Here is a 20769-nt window from a genome sequence, read left to right on the forward strand (position 1 = left end):
ACACTCTCTCAAATACTACAATGATCACTCGACAAAAAAATTAAGCCAACGCGCTTAGCTATTGGCTTAAATCATAACGTATTTATGGGCAAGTTGAACACATATAGTGGATCTAGGCTCGATCAACCCCAACCAACCTGCGACTAAGCTTTAGCACTGCGCAGCCCAGCAAGCACATCCTTCGCTTTGAGTTCGGCCATAGCAACATAGGCCACAGGCACTACAAATAACGAGAAGAAGGTCCCCGCTAACAGGCCACCGACTAAGACTAATCCTATGTTGGCTAACCCTAATGAGCCAGGCCCAGAAGCCAGCGCTAAAGGAATGGCACTTAAAATCATGGTTAAAGAGGTCATTAGAATCGGTCTTAAGCGAGATTTAGCACTGCTTCGCGCCGCCTCAATCGCACTTAAGCCTTGGTCTTGTTGCTTATTGGCAAACTCCACCAGCAAGATGCCGTGCTTGGTCACTAGCCCCACTAAGGTTAATAACCCTATCTGCGAGTAGATATTCACGCTCTGGCCAAACAAGGTTAAGGTCAACAGCGCGCCAACAATACACAAAGGTACAGTCAGTAAGATGATCAAAGGATCAACGAAGCTTTCAAACTGCGCGGCCAAAATCAAATAGATAAACACCAGTGCCAGCAAAAATAGCGACTGGGTACCCGCCTGTGAATCCATTAAATCTTTCACTACCCCATTGTATTTAAAGCCTTGGGCATCGTTGAGCAGTGTTGGCAGTTGCTCGTCTAAGTAAGCTTTGATTTCATCGGTGGAATAGCCGGGCATAACGTCCGCCGTTAGCTCGGCGCTATCAAGGCCCATAAAGGTCTTAATATTCGACTCTGCCGTGGTCTGCTTAATCGACACAAACTGCGATAACGGCAATGCTTGCCCCGATTCTGAGGTGACGTACAGCTTATTCAATACTTTGAAATCACTGAGCTTATCTAAGTTTACTTGCACTTGAATGGGATAGGTAAAGCCATCGGTGGCATGTAAGTCCGCCGCCTTGACTGAGCCAAGGAAGGTAGAAAGCGCATTCGTCACATCGCCATAACTCACCCCCGAGAGGATAATCGCATTGCGATCGATAGATAAATCGTAACGCAGTTGATCCCTCAGTACCGAGTTACCGACGTTGTTCAGCCCAGGATAATCCTCGAGTAACTTTTGCACTTTGGCGGCTGTGTCATTGAGCTCGTCCTTGTTGCGATCTAAGGTCGTTAACTCTAAGCGTAGATTATTGGCAATGCTGAGATTATTCGCCGAGCGAATACTAAAGGACATGTTATAGGCAGAAACGCTTTCCTTTGATTTTGTCATTAAGTCGCTGATCACATCATCTATGCCCTCGCTGCGCTCACCCCAAGGTTTAAGCAGCACATGGTTCACTGGCTCGCCCTCGATGTAAGACAGGTTCGCTCCAACGGCGGGATGCTCATCCATCACGCCATTAAGCTCAGCGTTATGGTTCAGATGATACTGGCGACCCACACCGGTTGGGCCATTCGACGCCACATCGATAAAGCCTGAATCTTCCGCGGGTAAAAGCATTTTCGGCAACTGCCAGTAGGCGATGCCCGCAAGACCAATAAGCACCACTGCCGCGCCGAGCATTAAACGCTTACGACCGAACCACTTATCCAGCTCTTTGATATACAAATCGTTTAACTGCTGCAGCGCATGCTCGACTCGGCTAAACCATTTCGGCTGCTGCTCAGTGGTATTGATAAGATAGGCGCTCATCATAGGCGACAAAGTCAACGCCACCACACCAGAGATCATCACGGCAGCGGCCAAGGTGAAGGAGAATTGCCGAAACAGATCGGCGGTTAACCCCGACATGAGTCCTATCGGCAAATACACGGCGGCGAGCGTTAAGGTCATGGCAATGATAGGGAAAATGATTTCCTGACAGCCTTTAATCGCCGCGTTAAAAGGGGTTTCACCGTTTTCGATATGGCGATAACAGTTCTCCACCACCACAATAGCGTCGTCCACCACCAGACCGATAGCCAAGATTATCGCCAGAATAGTGAGCACATTGATGCTAAAACCCAGCGCCGACATCACGGCAAACACGCCGATCACACACACAGGAATGGTAATGATCGGGATTGACGCCGCCCGCAGGCTACCTAAAAATAACACCACAATTAAGGATACTAAGATCACCGCCTCAATCAGCGCGGAAAAACCTTCGTCGATGGAAGCCTCGATAAAATCGGCCTGATTGTAGGCCAAGGTCATTTCTAACCCTTGGGGCAAATGCTGCTGCATGCGCGCAATTTCGGCCTTAATGTTCGAGGCCACTGTCACAGGATTAGCATTACTCAAAGGTAAAATTTGCAGCGACATGGCACTGTGTCCGCCAATGGACAACAGACTCGGCGACAGGCTTTCTTCGCCCATCACCACATCGGCGACATCGGCCACACGGATGATCTTGCCCTCGCTGACCTTGATCACTAAGTCCTTCACATCTTCGAGCGTTTCAACTTGATTCAAAGGGTTGATCGAGAAATCCCGCGACTTACCTTTAATCGCCCCCGAGGTGAAGCTGGCATTGTAAGAACCTAAGGTGCCCACCACATCGGCGGCTTTAATGTTGAGCGCCTTCATCTGCTCGGGGTTGAGCCAGACTCTAACCGCCTTTTGTGAGCCGCCATAGGGGCCCCACACGGCGCCAACGCCTTGCACTTGCTTGAGCTGCGGCACTAGCTGCTGGCTAATGTAGTCGTACATGGCCTGCTTTTCCATGCCACCCGCGTTCACAAAGGTAATGATATTACTGGCAGCATCTGTGGCCGAGGTATCGTCGGTGACCGTTGGCTTATCTATCATGCTCTGGGGGAAATCGTTAATCCCTTCGACGCTGCTACGCAACTTATTCATTAAGTTGGTGTATTCGATATCGCTGGTATCGTCATTGAATTTAATGGTTAACGAGCAGCGACCTTCGCTACAGTCGGTCGACATAGTATCGACCTTGTCTATGCCCGAAGCCGCCGCAATTAACTTATCGGCCACATTGCTCGACATAAAATCGGCGCTCGCCCCTGCAATCGATGCATTCACAGATGCCGAGTGGGTGGTGTGCTCAGGAAAATATCGGATATCGAGTTTTTGAAAGGCAATCAAGCCCAGTAACACTGCCATGATGCTGAGCACGGAGGCGAAGATAGGATGGCGAATACAGACTTCGGGTAAACGCATTATTCGGCCCCCTCAGTGCTGGGCTCAGCGCTTAGCGCTACGGCCGCACCAGAGTTAGCACTGGAGACAGTGGCTTTATCTGCCGCGCTTTTGTCCTGAATGACTTTGATCTTGCTATCGGCCTTGAGGTTTTGCATACCCGTTTTAACCACGAGATCGCCTTCGGCTAAACCTTCGGTTACAACCGCATAGCCATCATTAGTGTTTTGCGCGAGTTTAACCACTTGTTTTACGGCGCTATCGCCGCGCACTAACCAGACAAAGCGTTCGTCATTATTGGCGATAATTGAATTTTGCGGCACTAATAAGTGTTTAATATCATTGCTGTAGAATTGCTTAATATTGGCGAACATACCGGGCGCCAGTTTGAACTCAGGGTTATCGAGGGCGGCGTGTACCTCAACTCGTCCTGAACTTTCATCCACCGCAGGGGCCACATAGTTAACTAACCCATTGAACACCTTATTACCATAGGCTTCAACGGTGACATTCACCTTCTGGCCTTTTTGTGCCTTACCTAAATCCTTCTGGCTAATGGCATAACGGACTTCGACCGGATTTAAACTATAGAGGGTGACTAAGGCGGTACCTGCGCCAATTTGGCTGCCGATGGACTGGCTAAAGCTTGTTAGCTGACCGTCGAAGGGGGCTTTGATCAAGTAGTCGTTCATGGTTGCTTGTTTCTGACGAAAATCGGCATCAGCCAGATTCACATTTTCCCGCAGTTCATCCACATCTTGCTTGGAGAGTGCAAATGGCTCTTTGATTAACAGGTCTTCAATCCGTTCAAGCTTTGTTTTTGCCAGTGCTAAGGTGCTTTTGGCCTTGTCTAAATCTGCCTTGGCCTTAGTGTTATCTTGCTCGGCAATCACTTGACCCTTCGTCACTTTGTCGCCGTTACTAAAATGGATAGCACTGATTTTTTCACTGGCATTAAAGTTGAGGATCGCCGAGTCGATGGCGTTAATTTTACCGACTTCGTTGACCACATCGGCAAAGGCAGTTTCTTGAATGGCCTCAACCGTCACAGGGATAACGTCGATCTTATCCGCCGCTGATACAGCTATAGGGGTTAAGGTGAAAAGACTCGCCAGTAGAAACGTCAAAGGCGCGATTAAGGGCGCCTTTGGGAGATGATGAGAGCTTTTTAATGAAATATCGCATGCACTGCGTGCTCGTTCAGTCACTCTTTGTATAAACAGCGTTTGTGTAAACAGCGTTCGTGTAAACATAGTATGCAAACCTATTGTTCTTACTATTCAACGGACATCCTATCCGACAACAGCAAACCGGATTGAACCCAAGACTAATACCCAGTCCTCCAAAGTGCTTATTCAGCAATTTGAGGTTATTTGGGTATACAGCCTATAGGCATAATCCCTGTCAGTGCCAGTAAAAATACTGTTACACATTCAAACAAAACAATGAGTTAACGCAAAACCTAATCGACAAAACCTAAATCACACAAAATCACATAAACCACAACAAACTAGAAACAGATGTAAAGCCAGCCTGTTAGCAAGCCACTATTTGCCTTTTAGCAGGGCTCCGATGGCCTTTTTCACGTCTGCAAAACAGGGGCGCTGAGTCACATCTAACTGCATACATTCGTCTTTAATCGCACTCAATTTTTTATAGTATTCAGGGCCAACCGAGCCACTCACATAAGCCAACAGATCTTCAATTAAGCAGCCCAGCGCCCGCACTTCAATCGCCTCCATCGCCAAGCGTTCGACTGTAGACAGATTGCGTAAATTGGATGCCGCACCAAAATCACCAAACAACAAGTTCATCTGTTGATTAACCATAATGTTATGGGCGTAGACATCGCCATGGCTCACTTGCTTAGCGTGCATGTGCGCCATTGCATCGGCCAATTGGAGTGCAACCTTAGCCACATCATCAAGGCTAAACTGAGTACCTGCGTTAAAGGTATCACGGGTGCAGGTTGCCAAGCTTGGCGGTAAACCTAAATTGCTAAACCCGGGCGGGATGAGCTCCATCACTAAGCCCAATTGATCCTTCTGGCTGATGTGCGCCACCACCTTGATAAGGCTCGGGTGATCTCCCGTTGTGAGGCAGCAATCTAACTCGTCGGCGGGATAACCATCGCTGGTCACTTCACCCTTAAAGAGTTTTACTGCAATCTGCGATGACCCAGTCGCGGCGACCATGGCCTGATTCAACCAATCACCACGGTAAATCACCCCAGAGGCGCCTTCACCCAGTTTTTCTGCCAACTTAATATCATCCAGAGTCACATTCGCCACTGTGGCCACATCGGCATGGGGATCGACTAAGGTATGGCTGAACGGATTACCCGCAAACGCGAGCCAAGTTAACTTAGGCAAACCCAATAGCCAAGCTGGCAGCGCTTGCAGTTGATTGGCCGATAGGCGCACTAATTCTAAGTTACGGCAATTAGCCATCGACTCGGGCAAAGCCGTTAACCGGTTGCCCGCTAAGGCTAATTTTTGTAGACGAGGTAAATCGCCCATAGCCGCAGGCAAGGTTTCGATTTGGTTATCGGTAAGGATAAGCCAGCGAGTTTGCAGCGGTAACGCGGCGGCAGTCACAGTACGGATTTGATTCGCCTTAAAGCCAATCATCTCTAAACTTTCACAGCGTCCTAATGCCTCGGGTAAATGCTCGAAGCGGTTATTAGAAGCAAAGATGATCTTTAAACGCGATAATCGGTACAGGTCCTCGGGCAAAGCATTCAATTGATTATTCGATAAATCGAGGATTTCGAGGGTATCGGCTAAGTCAAAAATCTCCCGCGGAAACTCGGTTAACTCCTCGACCAATTGTAAACGCGTGATCCCTTGTAACTGCCCTGCTCTTAACTGCGCTAACGTCTGCACTTTGCTACCCAAGTCAATGAAAAATCGCCGCTATGGTAGCGCATTAATAGCTAAAGCTAAACGCAAGATATGCAGCCAAAAGGCGACGCGATCGGCGCTAAACGGACGTTAAGCGGGCATTGCAAATAGGGGGAAACCGTGGGGAGCTATCCAGAAACGCGAAAACAGATTAGCATGTGCACCAATATGGAATGCCCAGTTAACTCATCACAGGACAATCATGCGGAAACATTTTCGCCAAACGCACTCTTTTACAGTGCTAATGCTAGCCATGTTTGTGGCCCAATTGAGCGGTTGCGCGACCACGTCGGCAAGCCCATCAACCACAGAATTCAATGCCCCAGCAAATGATGTGAGTAACGCTAACGAGCACTCGCCACAACACCAGCAGCAGCACACGCCACCCGCTGTGGTTGAGCAGTACAGCGACGTTTGGGAAAAGATCCAACACGCCAACACCATTGACGTACATGACGATGCCGAAGTGCGCAAACAGCGTAACTTTTTCGATGATAAACAGAAATTTATGAATCAAGTCGGCGAGCGCGCCGAGCCCTTTTTGTATTACATCGTCAGCCAGCTCGAAGCCCGTAACATGCCATTAGAATTGGCGTTATTACCCATAGTCGAGAGTGGTTACAATCCACTGGCACAGGCAAACGGCCCAGCTGGACTGTGGCAGATGATCCCCGCCACTGGGCGTAATTTTGGCTTAACGGTTAACTCAGCCTACGACGGTCGCAAAGATGCGCTGGCCTCAACCGATGCCGTGCTCGACTATCTACAGCATTTGTACGACACCTTAGACAAAGACTGGATCAACGCCGTCGCCGCCTACAATACCGGTGAATTGGTGATTAAAGCCGCCATCGACAAGAATAAAGCCAAGGGCAAACCAACGGACTTTTGGTCGCTGGGCATTCCGGCGAAACGCGTACAAACTGTGCCTAAGTGGCTGGCCTTTATTCAAATTATTCGCGCACCCAATCATTACAATCTAAAAGTGCGACCGATTGCGAACCGCCCTTTCTTGGATAGAGTCCCTGCGCCCAATGGCGTGGATATCGGCCAAATCGCCAATGCGGCAGGGCTGAGCAAGGCAGAATTTAAAACCTATAACCCGGGCTTTCGCCAAGGCGTGATCCCGAGCAAAGGCAAATATCAGATCGCCTTACCGCTGGAAAACATAGGCCAATATCAGGAAAATCACGACAAACTCTACGCCCAAAAACGCTATGACAGCCAAAGCTATATCGTTAAGTCCGGCGACAGCCTAGGCACAATCGCGGCTAAGTTTGATACATCAGTCAAGGCATTAAAACAGGCTAATAACCTGACCTCTGATCGCCTCAAAATCGGCCAAGAGCTCACACTCTTAACGCCAATGGCAGCCAATGATAATGAGCCAGAACCCGCTAAAGCCAACACTAAGTCCGATAGCAAAGCCAAGTCATCGACCAAAACAAATGCCAACGGCACTAAAACCACCAGCTCAGAATCGGCCGATATGCCAACGGCAAAAGCCAAAACCTACAAGGTAAAATCCGGCGATTCGCTGGATAAAATCGCCCGTAAGAATAAGGTCAAACTGGCTGATTTAATGAAGTGGAACCAGCTCAATAGCAAGAGCATTATTAAGCCAGGCCAAGAGCTGAAAATCAGCGAATAACACTTGCGATATTAACTGCAAAAAAGCCCAACAAAGCGCCAATTAAAAACGCTGTGTTGGGCTTTTTGCTGTCCCAGTGTCAGAGTTAACCATCACTTAAACATTGCTACTCAGTTGACCTCACATTGACTTCCAGATAATGACTCCAAAACAAACCACTCCAAATGCAGCGCCGTTATTTTGTGTCCTTCTTCGCTAAACCGAGGGGATATAATTGCTGCTTAAACATGCCAACGGGCATGTAATCACCGACGACACCATATTGCTCTGGCCACTCTTTCTGACCTCGAACTGCGGTTCCAAAGAGGTAATCTAAAAATGAAAAATGGGCGGCATAGTTACGATCTATAGCCGCCTTATCGGAAGCATGGTGCCAATGGTGGAACTGCGGGCTGACGATTAAGTAACGTAGCCAACCGAAGTTAACTTGGACATTGGCATGGTTAAATACCGCCTGTACGCCAACGATAATGACATAAATACTGATGATGTCTTTAGAGAATCCCAAGATAAAAATCGGCGTAAGTACTAGACAACGGGTGGCGATCAACTCAAACATATGTTGCCTTGATCCCGCCAACCAATCTAAATGCTTGGCGCTATGGTGTACCGAATGGAAACGCCACAGGAATGGGATCTCATGGTAAGCGCGATGCGCCGCATATTGCATTAAATCGGCGACCAATAGAATCAACAGCAGTTGCAACACAAAGGGCAGACCTGCGATAAAGCTTTGCACTGTGCTGGAAATAGCCCAAGAAAAGGTCGACTGCACAAATTGATTCGTCACCAATAATACAAATCCAATCGCTAAATGATTCACCAAAAAATGATTTAAATCCCCTTGCCATTCGGGTCTCAATATTGGCTGTTCAGGTTTATGGGGTAGCCATTTTTCGATAAAAATAAAAATTAAGGTTGAACCTAATAAGTCTAAAATAAACCAATCTAACCCCAGTGAGACCTTATGATTGGCAAAAGGCTCGACCTCGACTTGATGACCACCAAAGGCAATCGCCAAGCTCACAAATACCCAAGCGACAAAGCCAAATCGTTTATTTTTATTTCGAATAAAATTTAATAAACCTAAGCTGCCCGACACCACTAAGGCGACAAATATCAAACTGCGAATAATATCGACGTTATAACTTTGGCGTAATTCGGGGGTAGTCAGGTATTCAGGGAAATGAAACGCCAATACACCTAAAAACGATAATATGGCTAACATGCACGCTATGGTGCCGCTAATACTGCCTTCACCAATTTGGAAATGGCCGTCTTTAAATCCTTTGCTAATCACAGTGAACTCCTTTTCCTATGCTGCTCGCGTTATCCACACAACCACCACTCAGCTTAATTTTGCCGATTAGCCTACATTAACCCCACTGCCACAATCAATAAAAAGCGCTACCTAAGTAGCGCTCTTGTATTAGCTAAGTTCACTCACCTTAACGGTTAGAGCTTAATCAAGTTATAACCAAAGCTAGTGGCAGCATCTTTATTCAGCACCATAGTGACATTATCTTCATTGCTGAAATCCATTAAATCGGATGCATAGACAACGGTTTTAGTGCCGTTTTCGACTGCGATGACTTTAATAGAATATTCGCCTGCAGGTACAGTCACTGACTGAGGGCTAGCTGGGTTGACCGCAGTGATTTTATTTACCGCAGTTTCAATCGTGTCATTTGCTTTTAAGAAATATACAGTGAGATTACTTTTATCGGCAAAACTCACGATGTCAAACTTAAAGCTATAGGGACTTGGCGTCTGAGTTTGCTTCATCTCCATCGCCTTCACTTGGCTGCCCTGCTCTGTCGCCTGCTCGTAAATGAAGATGGTTTTAATATCATCTTGATTAAGGGTGATCAGCACATTGTCGAGTAATTTAGCTTGGCTTGTATGGTCAAGTACGCTCACACCAAAGTCATTAAACTCGGCGCCTTGGTAAGCTGTTACGCCGAAGGGGGCCACATTGCTAAATAGCGCTTCTTGCTTACTACTCACTACTTTTACATCAACATTATGTGTAGCCAAGCCATTGAATACCCTAAAATCTACACTGCTTTCGAGGGCGACATGGTTACGCACATTGGTGGTTGAGTCGACGCTGTCTAAACTGATTTTAGCGGCTGAAGCGCCAAAGCTTTCCCTTAAAATCAACTTATAAGGCACCTTGGTTTTAAAGTTAATGCTTGCCGTGGTGTAACTGATATTGGTCGTACCCGCCGCAGTCAGATAAATTTTATAGTCGCCCGTATCTAAAATCTGTGGTGTTGAAACCTCACCATAGGAGACGCTGCCTAGCATCACTGCATCGGCAAAGCCTTTATCCGCTTTGGCAATATAGGCATCGTAGGCAGGTGCATCAGTCGCAGTGTGTGCAATCAATAATTGCATCTTGCTCTTGTCCGCTTCGGCATTTTGTTTATCGAGCTCGGTACGCGAGTAATTGATATTCAAAAGGGCTGGCGAGGCAAAATCCCCATGCAATACAAAGAAATGGTCGGTTGCCGTTTTTAAATCGATATTCTCTTTGTAGAGTGAAATATCTTTATTTGCCGCATCCTTACCCATCACCTCTACCTCACTCACACCGGGGGTAGATGTAAATCGTGGCATCGCATCTGCGTAGCTCACGCTTTCATAGGTTTTATCGCCAATCTTCAGCGCGGTAGCAGTGCTCCCCACTGTCGCATTATAGAATTGCACATAAGTATCAGTTTTAGAGGTATCCTCATCCTTGTCATTATCAGAACCACCGCAAGCGGTCACGCCTAAACAGGCGAAGGTCAAAACCGCGAATCCCTTTAGCTTACTTTTTATCATTGTTTCCCTCATTAGCAGACAAAAATTCAGTTCAGTCTACGCAGTTATACAATGACAACAATGGCAATTTCCACTAAAAACAAAAACAAATATTTCACAAACTCAAACACTTAACAAACATTTCAATAACACGCAAAATACTGATACAAACGCCACTTTTCGGGCCCTTAATTGATACAAATGCGATTGCTGATACCTTAGTTCACATCTACAAAAACGCTTCCGCTCCAGAGCAATAAGGCTGGCATATCGAATACCTCTCTTTTAGGCTATTGCGACCATGGAGAAATCATCCACAGTTGGTGCAAACCTTGTTCGACTTATGCGATTGAGTTACTCTCGCACCGCCAATTAAGCCTTTGGGATGGATAGGGTTTGCAAGGGATTCTTAACTACTACAAACAGTGTTTTCAACACGATAGTGCTGAAATTAACCTTTGGTCTAGCCACAAACTTGCTGAGCAAGAAAAGCTATTGCTCCAAGGTGAAGACGAGTTAAGCAGTGGCTTTCTGCCTCGCTTGCCGGTGCCATTTGCTCCTGCCTCCGCATTAATGGCGCGTAGTGCCTTGTATCTACGTGAAAAAGTATTATTGCACTCTTGTCTGTTTTTCTGCGGCACTGTCGAGCTTAATGGCGAAAAACGTAAAGTCGTCACGCCATTGCTGTACCGCGAATGCCAATTGCAGGCCGATGGCGATAACATTTACCTCGAATCTAATAACAGCTTCTCTGGCGGCGGGCCATTCACCATCAATGAAGCCCTGTTAGAAAAATTAGTCGTTGAAGGACACAGCTTAAGTCAAGAGTTACGCGATAATCCAACGGATGTCAGTGGCTGGATAGCTTGGCTGCGGGCGGGCCAAGCCGATGTTGATACCAGTCATTTATTGCATTTTCCCAAGCTGATCGATGAGACTGAATTCACTGGCTTATGCCGTAAACGTGGGCGGTTTATGGTTAGTCGCAGCCAAATTATTCTTGCAGAGCGTTCGCAGGCAAGTCGCGGCATATTGCACGAACTCGACAATCTCATCACAGCGCCTTCACACTCTGCGCCGCTTCAAGCGCTGTTTGGGCAAGCGCCAACTCGAGATTCAGTTAGTCACAATGTCGATACCCAAGAGAATTACCTTCCTGGGCTATTAAGCCGCGCACAAATTCAAGCCTTAAAGGTGGCGGCCAATCAAACTTTGGGGCAAATATCGGGTCCACCGGGAACGGGTAAAAGTTACACCATAGCCACAGTGGCGGCGGAGCAGGTATTAAGGGGTAAATCTGTCCTCATCGTCGCCCACACCGATGTTGCCGTTGATGTGATTGCCGATAAGTTGCAGCAACAATTCCAGCTTGGGAGCAGCCTTATTCGCGCTGGCTCGCCGCAGTTTATTAAAGTCCTTAAAAACCAGATAGATGAAATGCTCCATGGTCAGCACCCAGCGACTGATGAAACCATTTCAGATATCTTACTACTCAATGCAAAACAGCAACTTAATACTGTGACTCGTCAGCAAGCCAAAATGGAAGCAGGTTTTATACACCATTGCCGCCATGCCATACGTCGCGGCCAAAAACTGGCGACCTTACAACAAGGACAATCGCGCTGGCGCTTAGGATTTTACAACTGGGCTTACCGTGCCGGGATCAAACAGTTTGCTCAGCAATGGGATGTGCTCGATAAATTAACCGCCCTCATCGCCCAAAAAGAAGACTTAAGCCTCAAATACTTACAATTGGCCACTCACTATCGATTAAACCAATTACTCAAACATAAGCGCAGTACACTGGTGAGTTTTGCCAGTGCACTTCGCGCTCGGCAGTCCGCTAAGCAACTCGACGGTTTCTACAAAACGGATTTTGATGCCTTAAAGCAAACCTTTCCCATTTGGTTATCTAGCCTTGCCAGCTTGCATAAAGTGCTGCCCATGGAGCAGCAAATGTTTGATCTAGTGATTATTGATGAAGCCACCCAAGCCAATATTGCCGCCTGTTTACCGGCCTTACAGCGGGCAAAAGCGGCACTGGTGGTGGGCGACAGTAAACAGCTGCGCCATTTCTCGTTTTTATCCCGCGCAAAGCAAACCCAAATCCAGACCCAACTCGGACTTGCTGCGGATTGCCGCGGCCTAATGAGCTACCGTGATGCCAGTATGCTCGACTTAGTATCACAATCCCTTGCGAGCCAATCCCAAGTGGTATTTTTAAATGAGCATTTTCGGAGTAAACCTGAGCTGATCCAATTTAGTAATCAGCAGTTTTATCAAGGCATGCTGAAAATTATGCAGCACAGACCCTGCACGAGTTCAGGACACTTACATAGAATACAAGTGACAGGCGCGCGGGATAGCAAGGGAGTTAACAGACTAGAAGCGGAGGCATTAATTCAAAAGTTATCACAACTGATTGATGACCAAATGAATACATTAGTGCCCGCCAGCATTGGTGTGCTCTCCTGTTTTCGCAATCAGACAGAGTATTTATCCCAGCAGATCCTCGCACGTTTTAGCACGCAGCAAATAGAACGTCATCAATTACGGATTGCCACCCCCTTTGGTTTTCAAGGGGAAGAGCGCGATATCATGCTGATATCTTTTAGCATTACTGCCAACGACAGCCGAGCTGCGGTGTATTTAAATCGAGCCGATATGTTCAACGTCGCGATTACCCGAGCCAAACAGGCGCAATGGCTATTTTTATCGGTACAAGAGCATGAACTCCCCAACAATAATTTACTGGCAACTTACTTAGCATCGGCGGGCCAATTTCAAGCGGCGCACAATTATGTCGATTCCCTCGATAGCTTCGGCCAGTCGGTGGCACTCGCGATTGAAGCAAAAGGCATAACAGTCTGGCGCGCCTACCATATGGCGGGGCTAGAACTGGATATTCTGTGCCGCTATGGTAACCAATATTTAGCAATAGATTTAATCGGTTACCCAGGGCCATGGGCGGACTTTTTCGATATTGAACTGTATAAACTGTTACAACGCGCCGGGATTAAACTTATCCCCGTCAGCTATGGGCTATGGTGTCAGCAGCGAGAACTTTGTATCCAACATATTTGTCAGCAATTGGGTATAAAACAACCGAGTTAATGCCGCAAATAACAGCCTTAATCACACCCACGCGGCTGATAAATCGCTTTTATCTTGTTTCGCAGCCAAGTGATTTTGGGGTTGTGGCTGTTTCTCTTATGCCAAATCAAGGTGAAAGGAATGGCGAGTTTATTAAGATATTCGCCACTTATCGGGATAGGACGACTGACTAAGTCAGGGTGTAATTGGTGGGCATACTGCTCACAATATTGCGGCGCGATTGCCATCATACTGTGGTGAGGCTCTGCCGCGACAAACAGTGACTGCTCAAAACTGGCCAAGGTGAGCACTATATTGCGACTTAAACCAAGCTCAATAAGTACATCATCTAAGGCCCAGGCTTCGCTCTTTTCCCACAAGATATTGATATGCGAGTATTTTAAGAAAGTGTCTATATTCCACTCTTCCTGCAAGGCGGGATGATCGCGGCGTAAATACACCTGAGGAAGATCGGTAAATAAAACCTCAAAATCGATAAAATACGGCAATAAATCAAGGGATTCCTTGGAACGAGGATGACTTTCTCGGCCAGTAAAACCTATGTCAGCCTCACCGCGAATAATGGCTTCTAGTGAATCATAATCCCAATTTCGTACTTTCACTTTTGCATCAGGGTAGTGTTGGTAAATAGCCTGCGTTAATTGATTAAGCATAATGAGCGACAAAGGTGACTCAAGCATCAGCTCAAAACTGAGCCCTTTAGCCATATCGTCCCCGCGCTTGCCCATAAGCTGTTTGCCCATTTGTAACCAATCGGCTAAGTCTTGCTCCATGCTTTGAGCTAATGGCGTTAACTGGAATCCATGCGGTGTTTTGACAAACAGAGGATCGTCAAACCAATCACGCAATTTCGCCAAGGATTTACTCACGGTCGATGGCGTAACATTGAGCTTTTTAGCGGCCTTAGTCACACTCCGCTCTTGTAAGAGAAGTTGTAGAGTAAACAATAGATTAAGGTCAAGACGTGCGAGTGATTTCTTCATCTAGATAAACGCTCGGTGCTAAAGGCACGCATAATATGAGTAAGGTACTGATAACAGAGCCCAAGGCTAATATCAGCAACAATATGTTAAGTGGACTAATACCTATTAACCCCATCAGCCAAATATACAGTGCTGAAGTACAAACCTGTGCAATACCTAACAATGAACTTGCCACCCCAGCACGCGATGCAAAGGGGCTCAGTGCTTGGCTCATAGTCACACCAAATCCAATCGCGAATCCGCTACAGACAAAACCAAAGCCTAATAAATTCACATTAAGACTAAAATATTGCACCTGAGTTAGCACAAACACTAGCGCGGCAGCTGCAAATAACAGCTGTGAAATCAACATCAAACTTTTTTCTTTAAGCACAGCAAGTGCAAAAGGAGTCGAGAACGATACCAGCATACTCACTAACGCTGTCAATGCCATAACATTAGAATATTGACCACGGTCAAACCCCATCTGCCCCATGATCAGCATGGGAGACACATTGACATAACTGAGAATCGTAGTCACACCTAGAGTCGTCATAACAAGCCGGCTGAGGAAAAAAGACTGACGAAAAGATTCTTGCGGCGCCAACTGACGATTAACATCCTCAATCCTACTCTGCGCAGGCTTAGTCTCCCGTAATATAAAAATACATAACAAACAGACTAATAGTCCCATGCCTGCCATAGTGCTAAACAGACTCTGCCAAGGGAACTTGAGCATAATTACATGCCCAATAACAGGTGCAATGACCGGGATAATGCACGTAATACCATTGATCATTGAGAGCACTTTAGCTCGGCGCTTATCGTCTAAGGTGTCGCGTAAAATAGCAAAGGCAACAACGTAACAGGAACCAGCACCAATTCCCTGCATAAAACGTATGAGTAAGAACTGATTGCTTGTCTCTGCCATACCACCTAAATACGAAGCTAAAGCAAAAATGATAGCGCCGAATAGAGTGACAGGCTTGCGCCCTAATCGGTCCGCTACGCTGCCAGCAAAAAGCATAGTTGCCGCCATTCCGCCAAGATACACAGAAAAAGCGATATGCAACTGTGCTTCACTCGCGCCTAAATCCTGCGCGATTTGCGGTAAACCAACCAAGTACATATCTATCCCAGTTGGATACAGAAGCACTAAACAAAAACTACACAAAAGATATCGCAACATATACCTCACCCATCTCCTCGCAAATAAGTTGCGCCTAGAGTAGTGGGGCGAGCGCAGTTAAGTGAGTGGCTTTTTCGACAACAGGTATTTCCGTTTGCGACCAAGGGATATAGGCCGTGGAATTGGCCCTAAATTGAAGGAACAGAAGGAATAAAAACAAAATATCCCCTGCACTGGCTAGCACAGGGGATATGGCGGCGAATGGTCAATCTTCTATTCTATGAACCCAACACTCATTGCTGAGATGTTAAGGGTGCAGGAAGGACTTGGATGGTTAAACTGCCCTCTGCTGGCAAATATTGCTGTGCCAGTTTACTAAGCTCTGCCGGTGTCATCTTCTGCGCCAACGCTTGCCTTTGTTTGAAAGCAGCAAAGCGTCCAGGATAACTCTGGGCATTTGACGCTAAATCTAACCAAAAACCATTGCTCTGCGGCGCGGCTTGCATCCATTCAAGCACAGGTTGGCGGGCTCGGTTAAGTAAGTCTTCGCTAATCCCCTGCGGCTGCTTGACTTGGTTAACTGCAGCGGTGAAATACTCGGCCACCGTTGGCAACATGGCTTGAGTCGTCACGCTAAACAAACCTAAGTAACCATAACCGCTGGCATTGAAATCACTATAAGAAAAGGCCGATGGCGAATAACTCGCGCCCGCTTTTTCTCTCACATTTTCCGTTAATAGGATGCTGAGCACTTGCTCCAACAATCCCAGTCCAGCGTGTTGGCTTAGGTGAGTCATATCCGTTGTTGGCCACACCATGGCCAGCGCCGCTGAATCTGGATGACCATAGTGTGTTAACGTCATCTTAGCAGGCACTTTCGGGAACATAGGCACTAACGATTGGACATGTTCAGTGGGGCTGCGTTTGATTGCCCCGAGAGTTTCGGCCACAGCAGTAATGGCGCTGGCTTCGTCGAAATCCCCTACTATGGCGATTTCAATTGCCCCTTGCTCGACGGCTGAATGGAAACTCGGCGCCAGCTCTGCAAACTGACGTTTTAAAATTTCTTCTGGTTCCCCATAACCATAACGTTTATCACCACTGTGGGAGATACGGTCAAACTGATTAGAAAACTCAGTTTGCGGGTTGCTATGGAGACTTTGCTGCTCGGCAATCACTTGCTCGCGGAACAATTGCTCGGCCTGCTTATTCATGCCGGGTTCAATCAAAAAGGCCGTCATTAAGCTAAGCTGCGTGCGCAGTTCTGCGGCATTGGTACTAATCTCACCGCCAAAACTCTGCTCACGCACACCTAGGTTAATGGAAATATCTTGCCCAGCAAAAATATCCTGCAGACTGCCATAGTCATGGGCCTTAAGCCCTCCCTGCACAAAGGCACTGTTAAACAGATAGGATAAGCCATCTAACTCAGGAAATGGTACTTCACCAAAGCCTATGTTGAGGCTGACCAAAGTAGTGCCTTTATTAAAGTCAGTAGGCTTAAGATTAAGCCGCACACCATTGGCAAACTGCAACTGACGAATGCCCGTTTCGGCATCGCGATTATCGGCGTTTAACTTGCCCTGATCGCCAAATTCAGTGTATGCGAACTCATCAATCGCCTTCGCTGCTGGTGCACTCACAGCTTGTTTGCGGCTTTTCTCATAGCTAGCAACAAGCTGTTTTTCAACATTTTCGATGGGCTTATTGCTGGTTAGATACAGATACGGCGTGGCGTTCCAAGTCTGATTAAACACTTGCTTTAGCTTTTGCGGCGTCACTGTTGGCATTATTTTTTCAAAAAATGCCAGCTGCCATTCAGGCTCTACAGGCACGCGCTTTTCTGCGACCGAGTAGACTAACCCATCAGCAATATTCACACTGTGGATAGTACTGCTACCCGCAGCGCTGAGCTGATATCCTTTGTGCATACGTTTGATTTGTTGGTCAATTTCCTGCTGACTAAAACCAAATTCTTTTGCTTGGCGCAAGGTTTGCTCCAATATTGCTATGCCCTCTTGCCAGTTATTTTCCTGCGTACCTAAGCTCATTTGAGTGCCATAGGCGAGATCAAATTGCTCCCCAACCTGCAGGCTAACGCCAGATAAACCTTGGCTATGCAGTAACTGCGACTCCATTCGGCGATACAAGATGCCGTGGGCGAGTTCGAGCAGTATTTCCTGCTCGCGCACGGCAGGGCTGTCGGTAGGGTATGCCATAGGTTTGAGCATGCCGAGTGAAACCGAGGTCGATAGGCTAGGATCGAAAAATGCCGCTGCCTCGACGCGTTGACGCTCAGCGACAGTGCCAATCGCTTGCGGCTTCACCTTCGCCGCTAAAGGCGCCGCCTGCCAACTGGTAAACTGTTGTTTTATCTTTTGTTCAACTGCGGCCACCTCGATATCACCGACCACAATTAAAGTAGTACGTGAGGGCGTGTAAAAACCTTGGTATAAGGACAGTAAAGCCTCACGAGTAGCATTCTTTATGCTGTTGGCCTCGCCCACAGGGAAGCGCTTTGACAGCAATGTTTGCGGCATCAAGAACTGTAATTGATTGCGGTAATTCTCCAGATCCGCACCGCTACGCTCACGCAGCTCAGCCAAGACCACCGCTTTTTCACGCTCGATAAGCGCCGGGTCGAGTAATAAATTACTGCCAATTTCGCGCATTAAAAACAAAGCGGTATCGACTTTATCTTGGCTATTACTAGGTAAGTTGAATTGATAAACCGTCTGCTGAAACTCAGTCACAGCATTGGTATCGGCGCCAAAACTCAGACCAAGACGCTGCAATGTCGGGATCATCTCCCCCGCAGCCAAACCCGTCGAGCCATTAAAGGCCATGTGCTCAAGAAAATGCACTAACCCCTGCTCGGTATCGGACTCCACCACTGAGCCTACGTCCACCCGCATGCGTACTATGACAGCCTGCTCTGGCGTCTTATTGCTCACTAATAAATAGCGCATGCCATTGGCAAGTTCACCGGTATGGATTCGCCCACTCATGGGCAAGTCAGGCGTTCCCATCCACAGCGGCTCTTCGCTCGCCTGTAGCGGTAATGCCACAGTTAACAATGTCAGCAGTAGCCACTGGCGCATCAGGCTAATCGCCTTGAAATTATTCATTAAAATTCGCACTTTTCCCCCAAAATCAAACAAGAAACCTAAGAAGCGCATACCTAAGTTTCAGATAAAATAAGCAGTCACTATAGTACCTAAAGCACTTTAAGTCACAAAATCAATACCTTATGGCGTACTAAAAATAGTTTATAGCCTTGATATTTAGCAAAATATCTTTAGAAATAATCTCACCAAAATCTCGATCCAAATGCCTCATCCAGCGGCAAACACTCTACGCCCCGAAGCGGCTGACACAGATCGCGAATAGTTTGATTCACTATGATATAAGCCAGTTTTTCCTGTAGCGAAAATATCGACGCTCCCTCCACCTTGCTGGCATCAATCACTAAAGTCTGGATTTGGAGTGACTGACATTCACCATAGCGGCGATAACTGACTTGCGAGCGATTCATATCGATACAGGCGAAACGCTTAAGCACCTTCATCGCATAAAATTGATGATTGATATCTCCGCTGTTATCACGTATTTGAGCAGGGATAAACTGGACTTCTTTGTCGCTAACTGCACGAAATTGCTCGACAAATAATGAACTGACAAGGGGAAGGCCTATGGTAGGCAAAATGTCGTACTGGGTAATCGCCTCATCAAGCACATCCACCTCATAGTAAAGGGGCGTTACACCATTCAAAGGCTTAGTAAAACTATCAATATAGGGCTGCTCATTCTGCTCCGAATACACAAAATAAACATCCCTGTGATAGAAAGCATCCAACTCAAAAAATGGTTCCATCTCTACATCCTGTAAATGGTTTGAAAGCAACTCAACGATTTGCTATCGACGGAAAATTGCAATTAAAACAAAGCCCCGTAAACGGGGCCTTGTGTTTGAATCTTAGAACTATGCTAGATAATCAAGCTAGAACGGTAATACCCACTAAAACACCACGACAAAAAGTGAGTGAGTGAGTTAAAACCCCTTTTAAACATGAATATTTAACAAAAACAAATCTAAAGTTACAATACACTTAATTGCAATTTGTATAGTTAAACCATTGATAAACGACTATAGACTCGGTTTTATACACTTTTAGCTAATTACTTAGAGATTAATCACGAGTGACCCTTCATCATGTGCAGTGTGAGTATTGCATGTTCATAACTGCTCTCTCTAGCGGTCAGATTATATAATTTTGGCTATCCAATTGGATGTTGTTAAGCGCTTCTATTAACGATTTATCTCACTGACTGTTGACTTGTGGAAACTGTTCTCCGCTAGAGCGAATAATGAACAGGAAAATGATTGCAAGCACCAAAAGCGGCCTCATCAGTTTTACAGCCAACTGGTAGAATAAGGATGACTTTATTGATTTTATGGCCATAAATCGCTGCTATTTAGAATGGTACTTTAATCCTTAGTATGATTCTTTATTACTTGGCATGAGACTTTGTTCCTCTCCTACAGCCACTACACATAGCCTAGCGCTCAAGCAGAGGCATAAAAAGGTCTCGAAGAGCTAAGTTGTCAAACTTATCGGCTTCTCGGCTATTTGACGAAGAGAAGCTAGGAGTAGAATCAGGACAACTCTGTTCTTCAATTTCCATTATCCGATCCTCAATTTCTAAAACCGCACGATTCAACTCAAGGTCCGACACGCCGAACCGCAGTGCAAACTTTTTCAGTTCATCAATTCGTTCTAATAAGTCGGACTCACTATCATCATTTACCATGCGGCTGTTGTTCTCTGTAAATTCTTCAAGAACAGCTTGATGCAATGTATCCCAAATGCTGTCAGGCAATCCACTCGCGGAATCCACTGCATCAATCAATTGGGAAAGCGTTTCACTTGAACTCCAGCGTATCGTCTCCAAGAGCTTATTTTCCAGAACTTCTAATAATTCGACTTCGTAAACAAAGCGC

General features: G+C 46.6%; 12 protein-coding genes. 2 read left to right on the forward strand and 10 right to left on the reverse strand.

The annotated features are described in order from the left end of the window. Nucleotides 1-143: 143 nt before the first annotated feature. The 3 genes from NE536_RS19460 to NE536_RS19470 form a co-directional block, all read right to left on the reverse strand. Nucleotides 144-3221, reverse strand: coding sequence for an efflux RND transporter permease subunit (locus NE536_RS19460; RefSeq protein ID WP_261273724.1), 3078 nt, complete (start codon nt 3219-3221; stop codon nt 144-146). Beyond that, on the reverse strand, nt 3221-4453 hold the full coding sequence (locus NE536_RS19465; protein ID WP_261273725.1) for an efflux RND transporter periplasmic adaptor subunit: 1233 nt from the start codon (nt 4451-4453) through the stop codon (nt 3221-3223). The genes NE536_RS19460 and NE536_RS19465 overlap by 1 nt, the downstream gene beginning before the upstream one ends. Before the next feature lie 294 nt (nt 4454-4747). Beyond that, nucleotides 4748-6085, reverse strand: a complete 1338-nt coding sequence (locus NE536_RS19470) for a leucine-rich repeat-containing protein kinase family protein (RefSeq protein ID WP_261273726.1) — start codon at nt 6083-6085, stop codon at nt 4748-4750. A 220-nt stretch (nt 6086-6305) separates the two neighbouring features. On the opposite strand from NE536_RS19470, the gene NE536_RS19475 reads away from it, so the two are divergent. After that, entirely contained in the window at nt 6306-7754 is a 1449-nt protein-coding gene (locus tag NE536_RS19475) for a LysM peptidoglycan-binding domain-containing protein (protein ID WP_261273727.1), read from the forward strand. A 175-nt stretch (nt 7755-7929) separates the two neighbouring features. On the opposite strand, the gene NE536_RS19480 is transcribed toward NE536_RS19475, so the two are convergent. Continuing rightward, nucleotides 7930-9051 carry a sterol desaturase family protein gene (locus NE536_RS19480; protein ID WP_106651750.1) on the reverse strand — a complete coding sequence of 374 codons (1122 nt, stop codon included), beginning with the start codon at nt 9049-9051 and terminating at the stop codon, nt 7930-7932. 158 nt (nt 9052-9209) lie between these two features. Continuing rightward, nucleotides 9210-10583: a DUF4397 domain-containing protein gene (locus NE536_RS19485; protein WP_242326198.1), complete on the reverse strand. Its 1374-nt coding sequence runs from the start codon at nt 10581-10583 to the stop codon at nt 9210-9212. 375 nt (nt 10584-10958) lie between these two features. On the opposite strand from NE536_RS19485, the gene NE536_RS19490 reads away from it, so the two are divergent. After that, a complete protein-coding gene (locus tag NE536_RS19490; RefSeq protein WP_261273728.1) occupies nt 10959-13676 on the forward strand; it encodes a DEAD/DEAH box helicase in 2718 nt (905 codons plus the stop codon). 17 nt (nt 13677-13693) lie between these two features. Here NE536_RS19490 and yidZ read toward each other — a convergent pair whose 3' ends face one another. The 5 genes from yidZ to NE536_RS19515 all read right to left on the reverse strand — a co-directional run. Further along, a complete protein-coding gene (gene yidZ, locus NE536_RS19495; RefSeq protein ID WP_261273729.1) occupies nt 13694-14659 on the reverse strand; it encodes an HTH-type transcriptional regulator YidZ in 966 nt (321 codons plus the stop codon). Next, nucleotides 14634-15827, reverse strand: coding sequence for an MFS transporter (locus tag NE536_RS19500; RefSeq protein WP_261273730.1), 1194 nt, complete (start codon nt 15825-15827; stop codon nt 14634-14636). Before NE536_RS19500 ends, yidZ begins: the two co-directional genes overlap by 26 nt. 233 nt (nt 15828-16060) lie before the next feature. Next, entirely contained in the window at nt 16061-18868 is a 2808-nt protein-coding gene (locus NE536_RS19505) for a M16 family metallopeptidase (RefSeq protein WP_261273733.1), read from the reverse strand. 209 nt (nt 18869-19077) lie between these two features. Continuing rightward, the gene (locus tag NE536_RS19510; protein WP_261273731.1) at nt 19078-19641 is read right to left on the reverse strand and encodes an imm11 family protein; all 564 of its coding nucleotides are present in this window, start codon (nt 19639-19641) and stop codon (nt 19078-19080) included. Nucleotides 19642-20327: 686 nt separating this feature from the next. Further along, nucleotides 20328-20769 (reverse strand): hypothetical protein (locus tag NE536_RS19515; protein ID WP_261273732.1); only part of this gene is annotated, 442 nt, incomplete at its 5' end.

This window comes from Shewanella septentrionalis, from assembly GCF_025370265.1.
In the GTDB taxonomy this organism is placed as follows: Bacteria; Pseudomonadota; Gammaproteobacteria; order Enterobacterales; family Shewanellaceae; genus Shewanella; species Shewanella hafniensis.